At 65.7% G+C, this 14601-nt stretch carries 15 protein-coding genes; 9 read left to right on the forward strand and 6 right to left on the reverse strand.

Features of this window, described 5'->3' with window-relative positions; genetic code table 11:
- Positions 1-82: 82 nt before the first annotated feature.
- Positions 83-1204 (forward strand): pyridoxal phosphate-dependent aminotransferase, encoded by a 1122-nt coding sequence (locus AC1DIQ_RS00995; RefSeq protein ID WP_478049295.1) that lies wholly within the window; start codon positions 83-85, stop codon positions 1202-1204.
- A gap of 33 nt (positions 1205-1237) precedes the next feature.
- Here AC1DIQ_RS00995 and zipA read toward each other — a convergent pair whose 3' ends face one another.
- From zipA to AC1DIQ_RS01025, 6 genes are all read right to left on the reverse strand, one after another.
- The gene (gene zipA / locus AC1DIQ_RS01000) at positions 1238-1975 is read right to left on the reverse strand and encodes a cell division protein ZipA (protein ID WP_478049296.1); all 738 of its coding nucleotides are present in this window, start codon (positions 1973-1975) and stop codon (positions 1238-1240) included.
- 47 nt (positions 1976-2022) lie between these two features.
- Positions 2023-5526 (reverse strand): chromosome segregation protein SMC, encoded by a 3504-nt coding sequence (gene smc / locus AC1DIQ_RS01005; RefSeq protein ID WP_478049297.1) that lies wholly within the window; start codon positions 5524-5526, stop codon positions 2023-2025.
- 840 nt (positions 5527-6366) lie between these two features.
- The gene (gene rplI, locus AC1DIQ_RS01010) at positions 6367-6819 is read right to left on the reverse strand and encodes a 50S ribosomal protein L9 (RefSeq protein ID WP_121037848.1); all 453 of its coding nucleotides are present in this window, start codon (positions 6817-6819) and stop codon (positions 6367-6369) included.
- A 154-nt stretch (positions 6820-6973) separates the two neighbouring features.
- The gene (gene rpsR / locus AC1DIQ_RS01015; RefSeq protein ID WP_002804494.1) at positions 6974-7204 is read right to left on the reverse strand and encodes a 30S ribosomal protein S18; all 231 of its coding nucleotides are present in this window, start codon (positions 7202-7204) and stop codon (positions 6974-6976) included.
- An 11-nt stretch (positions 7205-7215) separates the two neighbouring features.
- Positions 7216-7656 (reverse strand): 30S ribosomal protein S6, encoded by a 441-nt coding sequence (gene rpsF / locus AC1DIQ_RS01020; protein WP_019184348.1) that lies wholly within the window; start codon positions 7654-7656, stop codon positions 7216-7218.
- A gap of 167 nt (positions 7657-7823) precedes the next feature.
- On the reverse strand, positions 7824-8162 hold the full coding sequence (locus tag AC1DIQ_RS01025) for a HesB/IscA family protein (RefSeq protein WP_478049298.1): 339 nt from the start codon (positions 8160-8162) through the stop codon (positions 7824-7826).
- Between the two features lie 184 nt (positions 8163-8346).
- Between AC1DIQ_RS01025 and asnS the strand changes: the two genes are divergently transcribed.
- The 8 genes from asnS (at position 8347) to kynU (ending at position 14600) form a co-directional block, all read left to right on the forward strand.
- On the forward strand, positions 8347-9741 hold the full coding sequence (asnS, locus tag AC1DIQ_RS01030; RefSeq protein ID WP_019184350.1) for an asparagine--tRNA ligase: 1395 nt from the start codon (positions 8347-8349) through the stop codon (positions 9739-9741).
- Between the two features lie 23 nt (positions 9742-9764).
- A complete protein-coding gene (locus AC1DIQ_RS01035; RefSeq protein ID WP_102787980.1) occupies positions 9765-10070 on the forward strand; it encodes a hypothetical protein in 306 nt (101 codons plus the stop codon).
- Complete coding sequence (locus tag AC1DIQ_RS01040) at positions 10067-10381, forward strand: hypothetical protein (protein WP_121037851.1); 315 nt, start codon at positions 10067-10069, stop codon at positions 10379-10381. Before AC1DIQ_RS01035 ends, AC1DIQ_RS01040 begins: the two co-directional genes overlap by 4 nt.
- 6 nt (positions 10382-10387) lie before the next feature.
- Positions 10388-11026, forward strand: a complete 639-nt coding sequence (locus tag AC1DIQ_RS01045; protein ID WP_478049299.1) for an FMN-binding negative transcriptional regulator — start codon at positions 10388-10390, stop codon at positions 11024-11026.
- A gap of 74 nt (positions 11027-11100) precedes the next feature.
- Positions 11101-11763, forward strand: a complete 663-nt coding sequence (gene can / locus AC1DIQ_RS01050; protein ID WP_121037857.1) for a carbonate dehydratase — start codon at positions 11101-11103, stop codon at positions 11761-11763.
- Between the two features lie 24 nt (positions 11764-11787).
- The gene (locus AC1DIQ_RS01055) at positions 11788-12315 is read left to right on the forward strand and encodes a 3-hydroxyanthranilate 3,4-dioxygenase (RefSeq protein WP_121037860.1); all 528 of its coding nucleotides are present in this window, start codon (positions 11788-11790) and stop codon (positions 12313-12315) included.
- A gap of 634 nt (positions 12316-12949) precedes the next feature.
- Positions 12950-13306, forward strand: a complete 357-nt coding sequence (locus tag AC1DIQ_RS01060; protein WP_478049300.1) for a hypothetical protein — start codon at positions 12950-12952, stop codon at positions 13304-13306.
- Between the two features lie 16 nt (positions 13307-13322).
- Complete coding sequence (gene kynU / locus AC1DIQ_RS01065; protein WP_282264055.1) at positions 13323-14600, forward strand: kynureninase; 1278 nt, start codon at positions 13323-13325, stop codon at positions 14598-14600.
- Position 14601 lies beyond the last annotated feature (1 nt).

Raw genomic sequence — 14601 nt, forward strand, 5'->3', positions numbered from 1 at the left:
CGCTCCTGCGCGCAGTGAAGAACGCTTGCCGCCGATCCGCCGTGGCGCTAGCGTGCGCCAAACCCCTTGTTTCCGGTGCCCCGTGACCCCTGCCCTCGTCGCTTCCCGTCGCTCGTTCCTGCAGTTGGCCGGCACCGGCCTTGCGTTGTCCGGCCTGGGCGTACTGCCTGCATCGGCCGCGCCGTCGCGCGCGCTCCCCGCCAGTGCGGGACCGGTGCTGCTGAACTTCAACGAATGCTCGTATGGGCCATCGCCCGCCGCGCAGGCCGCGGCACGCGACATCGTCGCCGGTAGCGGACGGTATCTGTTTGCGCTGGCCGGCGAGCTGCGCGACCTGTTCGCCCAGCAGGAAGGCATCGGCAAGGATCACGTGCGGCTGTATCCGGGCTCCAGCGAGCCACTGAACCGGGCGGCAGTGCTCTGGACCTCGCCTGGCGCGGGGCTGGTGGTCGCTGATCCCACCTTCGAGGCGCTGGGCGATCTTGCGGCTGCGCGTGGGGCCACCGTGGCCAAGGTGCCGCTGCGCGCCGACGGGGCACACGACGTGCATGCGATGGCGGCGGCTGCCGCGACGGTCAATGCCGGCTTGCTGTACCTGTGCAACCCCAACAATCCCACCGGCTCGATCACCCCGGCGGCCGACATCGCCTGGCTGCTGGCCAACAAGCCTGCGCAGACCCGGGTGCTGGTCGATGAGGCCTACCTGCAATACAGCGAACAACGCTCGGTGATTGCCCAGGTGATGCAGCGCGATGACGTGATCGTGCTGCGCACCTTCTCCAAGCTCTACGGCATGGCCGGCCTGCGCCTGGGTGTGGCAGCTGCGCATCCGGATCGGCTGAAGGAACTGGCCAGCCTGGGCGACAACCCGCTGCCGGTCACGGCGGTGGCCGCCGGCCTGGCGAGCCTGCGCGATCCGGGGTTGATTGCGCAGCGCAACGCAGAGAATGCCGTGGTGCGGCAGGAGACCATCAGCTGGCTGGGCAAGCGCGGTTTTACCTGCGTGCCTTCCGAAGCGAACTGTTTCGTGGTCGATGTGCAGCGCGACGGCGCAGCATTTTCCGCGGCGATGGCCGAGCGCGGCGTGGTCATCGGCCGCAGCTGGCCGATCTGGCCGCAGCGGGTGCGGGTAACGGTCGGCACCGAGGCTGAGATGGCCCGGTTCCGTGAGGCGTTCGAGGCGGTGGTCAGCCGCAACGGGTAAATGTAGCGCCGACCGTTGGTCGGCTCTACATCATCACCAACGCGGTGCTTTGGTCAGCGGCGGGGCCTGGTGCTGGCGGTCGTAGGCACGCAGTTCGTCGCGGATGTGCGCGATGCGCTGGCGGCCCAGGGCGTTGCGGCTGTCATCGAGCACCACGCCATCGAGCAGTTCGCCCATGCGCTGTACGGTCGGCAGCATCTTTTCCCAGGCGTCCAGCGCGGTCAGCGGGGCCGGCAGGGTCAGGAAGAAGGCGATCGCCGGCGTTTCCATCTCGCGGATGTTGGCCATGTCGAAACTGCCCGGCTTCATGATGCTGGCCATCGAGAAGATCGGGCCGCGCTCGGGGTGGCCTTCGACCAGACGGTGGAAGACATTCATGTGGCCGAACACCAGGCCGGTCTTTTCCGCAGCGACGACGATGTCTTCGCCACGCAGCTGCTCACCGGCACGGGCGGCCACGAACAGCGAGACGATCTTGTCGAAATCCTGGGTGGTGCGCTTGCCAAGGTCACTGGCCGGACCGGCATCCACCTCGGGCAGGCCGAGTTCGGGCTGGGTCACGCCGTCTTCGCCCACCACGGGCGCAGCGCCGTCGGCCGGGGTCTCGCCCTCGCCCAGTACGGGCTCGCGGCGCTGGCCGTTGGTGCCTTCGGCACCCTCGACGCGGCGGCCCTGCATTTTCTTTTTCGGACGGCCAAACAGGAAGATCGCAGCGATCAACAGCAGGCCGGCGGCCAGGATGCCGATGCGGAGCAGTGCCATGTCGGACATTCGGGAGGTTCTCCGGCTAAATCATTCAGGTACTTAAGGATGGCACGTCACGCCGCGCCCGCCAATCGTGCGGCTTCCTCCAGGTCGACACTGACCAGTCGGCTGACGCCCGGTTCGCGCATGGTCACGCCGGAAAGCTGGTGCGCTGCCTCCATCGTGGCCTTGTTGTGGCTCACAAACAGGAACTGAACCTTCTCGCTCATTTCCTTGACCATGTTGGCCAGGCGGCCGACGTTGGCTTCGTCCAGTGGCGCGTCCACCTCGTCCAGCAGGCAGAACGGCGCCGGGTTGAGCTGGAAAATCGCAAACACCAGCGCCACCGCGGTCATCGCCTTCTCGCCACCGGACAGCAGCGAGATGCTCGATACCCGCTTGCCCGGCGGCCGCGCCATGATCGCAACACCGGTGTCGAGCAGGTCTTCACCTGTCAATTCCAGATACGCGTGGCCACCACCGAACAGGCGCGGATACAGCTGCTGCACGCCGGCGTTGACCCGGTCGAAGGTGTCCTTGAAGCGGCCGCGGGTCTCGCGGTCGATCTTGCGGATCGCGTCTTCCAGGGTTTCCAGCGCGGTGGTGAGGTCGGTGTTCTGGGCGTCCAGATATTCCGAACGCTGCGAGGCCTCGCCGTATTCCTGGATGGCGGCCAGGTTCACCGGCTCCAGGCGGCGCATGCGGCCGTCGATCTGATGGACCGTCTGCTCCCAGTCGGTGATGCGCGCATCCTCGGGCAGGCCGTTGATCACGTCCTGCAGCACGAACCCGGCCTTCTCCACCGAGGCCGACAGCTGGTCGGCGCTGAGCACCAGCGCCTGCTGATCCAGCTTGCGCTGGGAAATCCGCTCGCGCTGCGCCAGCGCCTGTTCGTCGCGCTGATGGCGGGTCTGTTCGAAGGTGCGCAGCTCGGCATCGATGCCATCCAGCAGCGTACGGGCCTCACCGAGCACGCGGTCTGCACGCACGCGCTCGCCGAGCGCGTTCTGGTGTTCGGCTTCGAGCGTCTTGACCGGCGAATCGCCTTCGTCGAGCTGCGAGTGCAGTTCGCCCAAGCGTGTATCCAGCTGCCCGCGCTGCGTGCTCATGCGCTCCAGTGCCTGGCTCAGCGAGGCGATCTGCGCCCGTTGTGATTCCAGGGTCAGTGCCAGCGAGTGCGCCGCCTCGCGTACGTTGCGCGCCTGGTCGCGCGCCTGATCGCGCGCATCGGTGAGCTGGCGGCGCTCGCCCTCCAGCGCGGCGCGGACCGATTCCAGATCGCCCATGCTGGTGACCGCATCGTCCAGCCGCGCGCGCGCTTCGCGCACCTGCTCGCGGCCGGCATCCAGCGTTTCCAGCAGTTGCACCAGCTCGCCTTCGATGCGATCGATGCGGGTGCGTGCGGCCTCCACTTTGCCCTGCTGGCTCTGCAGCTGACCGCCGAGTTCGGACACGCTGCGATGCGCCAGGTACAGCTGGCGCTGCGCGTCTTCGCGCTGCTGCTCACCCGCCAGCAACTGGTCACGGAAACCGGACAACTGCTGTTCCAGGGCCGCTTCGCGGTCCTGCAGGGTTTCAATCTGCTCGCGCAGGGTGACGATCTCGCGCTCACGCAGCAGCGCGCCCTGCTTGGCCGCGCCGGAGCGCGACACGCGCACCCAACCTTCGCCCAAGCGCTCGCCACCGCGGGTAATGACCGAATCGCCCTCACCCAGCGTCGCCTGCAGTGCACGCGCGGCCTCGAGATCCTCGGCGGCATGCAGGCGTGCCAGCAGGCGACGGATCGCCGTCGGGCCCTGTACTTTCGCGGCCAAGGAGGTCGGCGCGACGTCCAGCGCGGCCTGCTCGGCAGAGACCAGCGCGATGCGGCCTTCGCCGAGTTCGCCCAGTGCGTCCACCAGCGATTCCGGTGCATCGACCAACACACCTTCGATCAGCTGGCCGAGCGCGCTTTCCACGGCGTTTTCCCAGCCACTCTCCACGGTCAGGCGCTCACCGACGCGCGCGCCGGAATCCAGCCCACGCGCCTTCAGCCATGCCACCGCGGCGCCCTGCTCCTGGCCTAGCGCGGCCTGCTGCAGGGTTTCCAGCGAGGACAAGCGGCCGCGTGCGGCCTGGGCCTGCTTGCGGATCTCGGCCAGCTCGGTCTGGCCGGTACGCTGGCGATCCTGCAGCCCGGCCACGACAAGTTTGCGTTCTTCCACCTGCTCGTTGAGCGTGTCCAGCGAGGCCTTCTGGGTCTCGTGCTGGATGTGCAGCTCCTCGAACACCTCGGCCAATGCGTCCAGATCCAGCCCGGCGCGCTCGGCCTGCAGCGACTCGCGGCGGCGGTCGGCTTCCAGCACCTGGCGGTCCAGATAGTCCACGCGGGTACGTTCAACTTCACCGGCGCGCGAGGCTTCCGAGGTATTGCGGGTATGGGCTTCCCAGCGCTGCTGCCAATCGGCCAGACGGGCCTCGGCGTCGCGCAGGGCTTCCTGCTTGATTTCGTTCTCTTCCTGCAGCTGCTCCAGGCGCGGCTCGGCGTCATCGACCGCCTCGCGCAGCACCATCAGCTTGGCCTCATCGCCACTGATGTGCTGGCCCAGATCGGCCAGTGCCTGCTGGGCTTCATCGCGCGCCTTGTTGAGTCGCTGCGACATCTCGCGCTGATGCTGGATCTGCTGCTCAAGGCGCGCCAGCGTACTGCCGACCTGGTACACCTCGGCCTGCGCGGTGTTGAGCGCATCGGAGGCTTCTTCGCGGCGCAGGCGGCTGGTTTCAATGCGGGCTTCGGCGTCACGCTGTTCGGCGATCAACTGCTGCAGGCGCGTTTCCTCGCGCGACAGCGCTTCGCGCAGGCCGCCCAAGCGCCCATCCAGGCCGCGGTACTCCAGCGCCTTCCACTCGGCATCCTTGACCTTGCGCTCTTCCTGCAGCGCCTGGTACTGCTCGGCCTGGCGGGCCTGGCGCTTGAGGTGTTCGAGCTGCTTACCGATTTCCTCGCGCAGGTCGCCCAGGCGATCCAGGTTTTCGCGGGTATGCCGGATGCGGGTTTCAGTTTCCTTGCGGCGCTCCTTGTACTTGGAGATGCCGGCGGCTTCTTCCAGATACACACGCAGGTCTTCGGGCCGGGCCTCGATGATCTTGCTGATCATGCCCTGCTCGATGATCGAGTAGCTGCGCGGCCCCAGGCCGGTGCCGAGGAACAGATCGGTGATGTCGCGGCGGCGGCACTTGGTGCCGTTGAGGTAGTAGTTGCTGCTGCCATCGCGGCTGACGGTACGCTTCACCGAGATCTCGTTGAACGAGGCGTACTCGCCGGTGATGGTGTGGTCGGTGTTGTCGAAGATCAGTTCGACGGTGGCCTGCGAGACGGGCTTGCGGGCGGAGGAGCCGGAGAAGATGACGTCGGTGAGCGAGTCGCCGCGCAGGCGGCTGGCGGAGCTTTCGCCCATGACCCAGCGCACGGCGTCGATGATGTTCGATTTGCCACAGCCATTGGGCCCCACCACGCCGGTCATGTTGGTCGGCAGGTGCAGCGTGGTCGGATCGACGAAGGATTTGAATCCGGACAGCTTGATCGTGGACAGACGCATGGCGTGATGGTTTTCCGGGCGAAGGCCTGAAGCGACCCCCACCATGGTGGATTACGGAGCGGATTTACCCTTCAAGCCATTGATGTTGCAGGGTTTCAATGGCCCCGGGGGCGACGCGATAGCCTGAGTATAACGGGGCAGGTGTTCGGCGGGCTGCGGGGGCTGGTGTTGGCCGTGGCCGTGGCCGTGGCCGTGCAGCCGTAGCCAGAGCCAGAGCAGAAGCGGCATTTCAGGTTGGTGCGTGGCGGGACGGCGTGGGTGGGGTCGCGGGACCCGCCGTGAACCCGTCCATGGCGCCTTATGGTCCCGCCACCCCACCCACGCCATCCCGTAGACACATGGCTGGTGTGCAGGCTGAGAGCCAAGGCATGGCAGCCTTGGATTGACCTGGCCTGGCCTGACCCGAGCGGAATGACTCAAATCGAGCTGAGCCGCCATCGTCTGTGCGTCGGAACGGCGCGGGAGAGCCACGCCATGCGTGGCTGGGGGACGGGGAAGCAAGAACATCCACGCATGGCGCGGACCTACCTGAGAGCTGGACCACCAACATGCCGGCTTGGGTACCGCCCGCCACAGCCGGCGGACGCCAGCTCTTCCAACCGCCCGGACCGGACATTTGGCTGGAGGGTGCCGGGTAGCCTGGGCCGGGACCGTAATGCGCCATGGATAGCGCATTTCGAGCCCCCAGGGACGGGTTTACGGCGGGTCCCGGCCCAGGCTACCCGGCGCACTCCCACCGATGTCATCAAGGCGCCCAGCCGTTGCCGTTGCCGTTGCCACAAACAAAAACGGGCACCCTCGCGGGCGCCCGTTTCAGTGACTCCCGCCTTTCGGCAGGGATCAGGCCTTTTCGGCTTCCACAACCACCTTGACGGTGGTTTCCACGTCGGCGTGCAGGTGAACAGTCACCTCGTACTCGCCCACGTTGCGGAACGCGCCTTCGCCCAGGATCACTTCGCTCTTTTCCAGCGGCAGGCCGACAGCGGTGAAGGCTTCGGCGATATCGCGCGGGCCAACCGAACCGTACAACTTGCCTTCGGTCGACGCGTTCGCAGCGATCGTGACGCTCTTGCCTTCCAGCTTCGCCTTGCGGGCTTCGGCGTCAGCGTGGATCGACTGGGCCTTGGCTTCGTAATCAGCGCGCTTGGCTTCGAACTCAGCCACGTTGGTCGCGGTGGCCGGAACGGCCTTGCCGGTCGGGACGAGGAAGTTGCGGCCGTAGCCCGGCTTCACGTCGACCAGATCGCCCAGACCGCCGAGGTTGGTGACCTTCTGAAGAAGAATCAGCTTCATGGTGTAGCTCCAAATATGTATTCGTTAGCGAGGCTCAGGCCCCGCAGCGGATGGCTGTCCGAATATCCGAACGGCGAATCCTTAAACCGCCCGACGCTTTACAGCGCGGGCGGCCGGATCCGCGAAAGCGGCGACTCGAAGTCGCCAGCCTTCATCAGACGTCGTGGTTGTCGGTGTACGGGATCAGGGCCAGGAAACGGGCGCGCTTGACGGCCGTTGCCAGCTGGCGCTGGTACTTCGACTTGGTACCGGTCACGCGGCTCGGCACGATCTTGCCGTTCTCGGTGAGGTACTGGCGCAGGGTGTTGAGATCCTTGTAATCGATCTCCTTGACACCTTCGGCCGTGAACTTGCAGAACTTGCGACGACGGAAGAACTTGGACATGTCAGTGCTCCTTAAGCGGCCGAAGCGGCGTCTTCGCCGGCATCGGTGTCAGCGGCGGCGGGGGTGGTTTCACCTTCTTCGTCATCACGACGACGACGCTCGCCACGCTCGGGCTTGTCACCCTTCTCGTCCTTGCTCTTCATGATCAGCGACTGCTCGGTGTCAGCTTCGTCACGCTTGATGACGAGGTTGCGCAGCACGGCGTCGTTGAAGCGGAAGCTTTCCACCAGCTCGCTCAGCACGGCCTGGTCGCACTCGATGTTGAGCATGACGTAGTGGGCCTTCACCAGGTTCTGGATCGGGTAAGCCAGCTGACGACGGCCCCAATCTTCCAGACGATGGATGGTGCCGTTGCCGTTCTCGACCAGCGCCTTGTAGCGCTCGATCATGGCCGGGACCTGTTCGCTCTGGTCCGGATGGACCAGGAACACGACTTCGTAATGACGACTCATGTGTTTTTACCTTTCGGATGTGGCCCTTTGAGGGCCGGACAGCCCCCCGCAGGTGAACGCGGTGGGGCAAGGGTCCTGCCCGGAATCAGGCAGGAAGCCGCGCATTGTGGCAGCAGAAGGGGTTGCAGGCAAGCCGGGCGGGCGGAACAGGCCCGGCGCGCGGGCAATCAGGCCTTGTCGGCCTCGATCGTAAAACTCTCGCCGCAGCCGCATTCAGCGGTCGCGTTCGGGTTCCTGAACGTGAAGGTCTCGCTCAGCCCGTGCTTGCCGAAGTCGATCTCGGTGCCGTCCACCAGCTCCAGGCTGGTGGCATCCACATAGATGCGGACCCCGTCCTGCTCGAAAACGGTGTCGCCTTCGCGCTCATCGCGGGCCAGATCGGTGATGTGCCCCCAGCCGGAACAGCCGGTGCGGGTCACGCCGAAACGCAGGCCCAGCGCACCGGGGGTCTGCTCGACAAACTTCTGCACACGGGCAAAGGCAACAGGGGTAAGGCTTACGGCCATGACAGGCAACTCCAGCGGATCGTGATCATTATAGAGGGTATGGCGCGGCCCGGCCTCGGCGGCCGCAGCTGCGGTTCACACGGCACACAGCCCCGTGGGACGCGAGAAATGCCTCGCAAGCCGAACACCGCACCCGTTAAACTCCGTGTTCAGAGATCGAGTCGATCAACAGAGGATTCAAGTCATGACGGTGGTCAGCGTTGAACATGCGCTTGCCGGGAAGATCCCGGAAGGCGGCGAGGCAACAGTACGCGGATGGGTCCGCACGGTGCGCGGCTCTGCGGCGCTTGCCTTCGTCAATGTCACCGATGGCTCCTGCTTCGCCCCCATCCAGGTGGTGGCCAATGACACCCTGGCCAACTTCGACGACATCAAGAGCCTGACCCCGGGCTGCTCGGTGATCGCCCGCGGCACCCTGGTCAAATCCCAGGGCAAGGGCCAGTCCTTCGAGATCCAGGCCAGCGACATCGAGATCGTGGGCCTGGTCGAAGACCCGCTGACCTACCCGATCCAGCCCAAGCCGATGAGCCCGGAGTTCCTGCGGGAAGTGGCGCACCTGCGCCCGCGCACGAACCTGTTCGGTGCGGTCACCCGCATCCGCAACTGCCTGGCCCAGGCCGTGCACCGTTTCTTCCACCAGAACGGCTTCAACTGGATCAGCACCCCGATCGTGACCACGTCCGATGCCGAAGGTGCCGGCCAGATGTTCCGGGTCTCGACCCTGGACATGGCCAACCTGCCGCGCAACGAAAAGGGCGAGGTGGATTTCAGCCGCGATTTCTTCGGCAAGGAAACCTTCCTGACCGTGTCCGGCCAGCTGAACGTCGAGGCCTACTGCCTGGCGCTGAGCAAGGTCTACACCTTCGGCCCGACCTTCCGTGCCGAGAACTCCAACACGACCCGCCATCTGGCGGAGTTCTGGATGATCGAGCCGGAAATCGCCTTCGCCGATCTGGCCGAAGACGCGCGCCTGGCCGAGCAGTTCCTGAAGTACCTGTTCCGCGCGGTGCTCGATGAGCGTGGCGATGACCTGGCCTTCCTGGCCGAGCGCGTGGACAAGAACGCGATCACCAAGCTGGAAGGCTTCATCAACGCCCCGTTCGAGCAGATCGACTACACCGAAGCGGTGAAGCTGCTGCAGAACTCGGGCAAGAAGTTCGACTTCCCGGTCGAATGGGGCCTGGACCTGCAGACCGAGCACGAGCGCTGGCTGACCGAAGAACACATCGGCCGCCCGGTGGTGGTGACCAACTACCCCGAGCACATCAAGGCGTTCTACATGCGCCTGAACGACGACGGCAAGACCGTTGCGGCGATGGACGTGCTGGCCCCGGGCATCGGCGAGATCATCGGCGGCAGCCAGCGTGAAGAGCGCCTGGATGTGCTGGATGCGCGCATGGCGCAGTTCGGCCTGGATCCGGCGCACTACGGCTGGTACCGCGATTTCCGCCGCTACGGTTCGGTGCCGCACGCCGGCTTCGGCCTGGGCTTCGAGCGCCTGGTGGTCTACGTCTGCGGGCTGAGCAACATCCGCGATGCGATCCCCTACCCGCGCGCACCGGGCAGCGCCGAATTCTGATCGACCTACGGAGGCACTGAACCATGACCCTGTTCTTCGCGCTGTGTTTCGTCGGCGTGGCGATCGCCGGGTTCAGTGCCTTCGTGATCTTCTGGCCGCTGACCCTGGTCCACATCCGCGACCGCCACCCGGCGCTGGCGGATCGTTTCGGCACGGGCGCATTTCTGCGCCCGGATGCGCTGCGCTGGCTGCTCGGCCGCGACTATCGCCAGAGCACCGACCGCTCGCTGACCGGCCTGGCCGCGCCGGCCTGGCTTTCCCTGCTTACGCTGCTTGCTGGACTGGGCATGGCTGCCCTGCTCTGGCTGCTTTCGATGGTAATCACATGAACGACGACACCTCCCACCACGACGAGTGGTTCCTGGCCAGCCTGGGCAACACCCTGATCTGGGCCCGCCTGCGCGTGCGCCCGGCCGGCACCGCCGAAGTGCTGGACAGCGACGGCAACACGCTGAGCTATGACAGCGAAGACACCGCGCGCTCGCAGCTGTTCGACGCCGAGTTCGTCGCCTACGACGGTCTGGATGAAGAAGACGCCCTGGTGCGCGGCTTCTCGCTGCATGAAGTGCAGCCGCCACAGGCCGACAGCGATGACGCATTGCACGGCCGCATGGTCCAGAGCCTGGGCGCCCGCGCGTAACCGACGATGTTCATCCCGTCCGCCTTCGTCGAGACCGACCTGATCTGGCTGGACCGGCTGCTGGCGCGCGATGCGTTCGTCACCCTCGTCACGACCGGGGCCGACGGCCTGCCGCAGGCCACGCGGATGCCGGTGCTGTACCGGCGCGATGCTGACGGCGTCCTGATCGAAGGCCACTGGGCCAAGCCCAACCCGCAGGCGGGCCATGCAGGCCCCGCGTTGATGCTGGTGCACGGCCCGCATGCGTATGTATCGCCGGGGTGGTACCCGGACAAGGAAGCACAGGCACGCGTCCCGACCTGGAACTACGCCGCTGCGGAACTGCGCGGGGTGCTGGAACCGACCACCGATCCGGACACATTGATCGCCATGCTGGACGGCCTGAGCGCGCACTATGAAGCACAGGTCGGCGGCCACTGGGACCTGCTGCCGATCGAGCCGCGCCAACGGCGCATGCTCGCCGGCATCGTCGGTTTCCGCTTCCGCCCGGCCCAAGTGCAGATCAAACTCAAGCTCAGCCAGAACCACCCCGAGGCCAACCAGTCCAGCGTGATCGATGCACTGTCGGCGCTGGACGCCCCGGCATCACGCGAGCTGGCGCAGTGGATGCGCTGGCGCCGCGAGGGCGGCACTGCCGCCGACTGACCTTCCCCACTCCTGCGACGACGCGGCCACCCTGGCCGCGCCTTGCCCCCACCCGACGTCAGGGACCCCGCACGATGAAAGACATCCACAAGCTGCTGCAGAACAACCGCGAATGGGCGGACCGGATCGAAAAAGAAGACCCGGAGTTCTTCCACCAGCTGGCCAAGCAGCAGCACCCGGAATACCTGTGGATCGGCTGTTCCGATTCGCGCGTGCCGGCCAACCAGATCATCGGCATGGCACCGGGCGAAGTCTTCGTGCACCGCAACGTGGCCAACGTCGTGGTGCATACGGATCTGAACTGCCTGAGCGTGATCCAGTACGCCGTGGATCAGCTGAAGGTGAAGCACATCCTGATCGTGGGCCATTACGGCTGCGGCGGCGTGCACGCCAGCTTGAACAACACGCGCGTGGGCCTGGCCGACAACTGGCTGCGCCATGTCGGCGATGTGGCGCAGAAACACTCGGCCATCATGGACGCGATCGAGGATCCTGCGCTGAAGCATGCGCGCCTGTGCGAGTTGAACGTGATCGAGCAGGTGGTCAACGCCTGCCGCTCGACGATCGTGCAGGACGCGTGGGCACGCGGCCAGAAGCTGATGGTGCACGGCTGGGTATACAGCCTGAAGGATGGCCGGGTGCGCGAGATGGGCATCGACGTGGGCGCACCGGAAGACCTGCAGCCGGCCTACGAGAAGGCGCTGTCCTACGTGCCGCGCCACGGTCGGCGCGACTGATTCTTCCTTTTACGGACATCGCCCATGCTTGCCTCGCCCATCAATCTGCTCGGCTGGATCGAAGAACACCGGCATCTGTTGAAACCGCCGGTCGGCAACAAGATGATCGAGAACGGCGATTTCATCGTGATGGTGGTCGGCGGCCCGAACAGCCGCACGGATTTCCATTACGACGAGGGCCCGGAGTGGTTCTATCAGCTTGAAGGGGAGATGACGCTGAAGGTGCAGGAGGATGGCGCGGTGCGCGACATTCCGATCCGCGCGGGCGAGATCTTCCTGTTGCCGGGCGGTGTGCCACATTCGCCGCGCCGCCCGCCGGGCGGTGTGGGCCTGGTGGTGGAGCGCAAGCGGCTGGCGCATGAGCGCGATGGGCTGATGTGGTTCTGCGAGCGGTGCAATCACAAGTTGTACGAGGAGTTTTTCGCACTGGAGAACATCGAGACGGATCTGCCGAAGGTGTTCGATCGCTATCACTCTTCGCTGGAGTTGCGCACGTGCGATGCGTGCGGACACGTGGATCCGTTGCCTGCGAAGGTCGCTGTTGAGGGGTGATGGCTTGGAAGCTTGGAAGCTTGGAAGCTCGGAAGCTTGAAAGCTTGAAAGCCAGCCGTTGAGTGGACTGGGAGTGGGCCGGCGGGGGCGGGTTTCCTGGACCCGCCGCAAGTACGTCCATGTAGGCTCGTAGTGCGGCATCCATGCCGCACACGGTCCCGGAAACCCACCCCCACCGACCCATCCACACTTCGTCGGTGCGCATGGAAAAGAGCAACGCTGGAGCTAGCGCGGCCTCTGCTGCTTCTGCTGCCGTGACTGCTTCTGCTGATACTGCGCCGCAGCCTCACAAGCAAAACCAAGCTGCGCTGGTCCCAGCGCCGCCAACCTCGGCGCAGGCATGAACGACTGCGACTGCGACTGCGACTGCGACTGCGATTAAGTCTGGACCAGCTCCGAAAGTTGAGCGAAGACCGGCAAATTGGGTGAGCGAGCAATACCGTTGTGTCCGATCACGGCGGACAGTGCCAAGCGTCGGCAAGTGGATGCATCGTCCACCGCTGTTGGCTCACCCGGCCTCCGCGCTCAAACTGCACCAGTGAACAGTCCAAGGCGCAGGCGCCCGCCTTTTCCCGTACGCACCGACCAATTGTCAGCGGGTCGGTGTGGGTGGGTCTGCAGGACCGTGTGCGGCATGGATGCCGCACTACGAGCCTACACGGACGTACTTGCGGCGGGTCCAGCAGACCCACCCACACCGGCCCGTACACTGGAACGTCACCCCGTACGCATTGGCTTTGGCTTTGGCTTTGGCTTTGGCTTTGGCTTTGGCTTTGGCTTTGGCTTTGGCTTTGGCTTTGGCTTTGGCTTTGGCTTTGGCTTTGGCTTTGGCTTTGGCTTTGGCTTTGGCTTTGGCTTTGGCTTTGGCTTTGGCGTTGGCGTTGGCTCCGGCCTCCAGCTAGAGCGCCAACCACCAGCCCACGCCAAAACAGCACCGCAAGCCAGATTCAGCCCACACCCCCACCACCCGGATAAACTGTCGGCTCACTGACACCGCCGGTTGCACCATGTCCGAACTCCTCAGCCGCACCCATGCCGTTGCCCTGGACGCCGCCGACCCGCTGCGCGCCCTGCGCAACGAATTCGTCTTCCCCCAGCACAACCACCGGGACCAGACCTACTTCGTCGGCAACTCGCTGGGTCTGCAGCCGCGCGGCGCACGTGCCGCCGTCCAGGAAGTCATGGATAAATGGGCCTCGCTGGCCGTCGAAGGCCACTTCACCGGCGACACCCAGTGGCTGCACTACCACCGCCTGGTGAGCGAACAGCTCGCTCGCGTGGTGGGCGCCCTGCCCAGCGAAGTCGTGGCGATGAACACCCTCAGCGTCAACCTGCACCTGATGATGGTCAGCTTCTACCGGCCCACCGCCGAGCGCCCCGTCATCCTCATGGAGGCCGGCGCCTTCCCGACGGATCGGCATGCAGTGGAATCGCAGATCCGCTTCCATGGCTTCAACCCCGATACCGATCTGATCGAGGTGCAGCCCGATGAGCCCAACGGCACGATCTCGCTGCAGGCGATCGAACGCGCGATCACCGAACACGGGCCGCGCCTGGCGCTGGTGCTGTGGCCCGGCGTGCAGTACCGCAGTGGCCAGGTGTTCGATCTGGACGCCATCACCCGCATGGCGCGTCTGCAGGGCGCCCGCGTCGGTTTCGATCTGGCGCATTCGGTCGGCAATGTGCCGCTGCAGCTGCACGATATCGCGCCGGATTTCGCCGTGTGGTGCCATTACAAGTACCTCAACGCCGGCCCGGGCGCCGTGGCCGGCTGCTTCGTGCACGAACGCCATCACCGCGATGCCACGCTGCCGCGCTTCGCCGGCTGGTGGGGCCATGAAGAAGCCACCCGCTTCAAGATGGCGCCGCAGTTCGTGCCCGCGGTCGGTGCCGAAGGCTGGCAGCTCAGCAATCCGCCGGTGCTGGGTCTGGCCCCGCTGCGCGCTGCCCTTGATGTCGTCGACAAAGCCGGTGGCATCGATGCGCTGCGGACCAAATCGCTGCGCCTGACCGGGATGCTGGATGCGCTGGTGCGTGCGCGCCTGTCCGGTGTGCTGGAGGTGCTGACGCCTTCCGAGCCGGAGCGCCGAGGCTGCCAGCTCTCGCTGCGTGTGGCCGGTGGCCGCGAGCGCGGCCGCAGCCTGTTCGAGTACCTGCAGACCGTGGGCGTGCTCGGCGACTGGCGCGAGCCCGACGTGATCCGCATCTCGCCGACACCGCTGTACAACCGCTACCTCGACCTGCACCACTTCGTCGAGGAAGTGGAAGCCTGGGCCGGTCTCTGAC

It is taken from the genome of Stenotrophomonas sp. 05L413, from assembly GCF_056397945.1.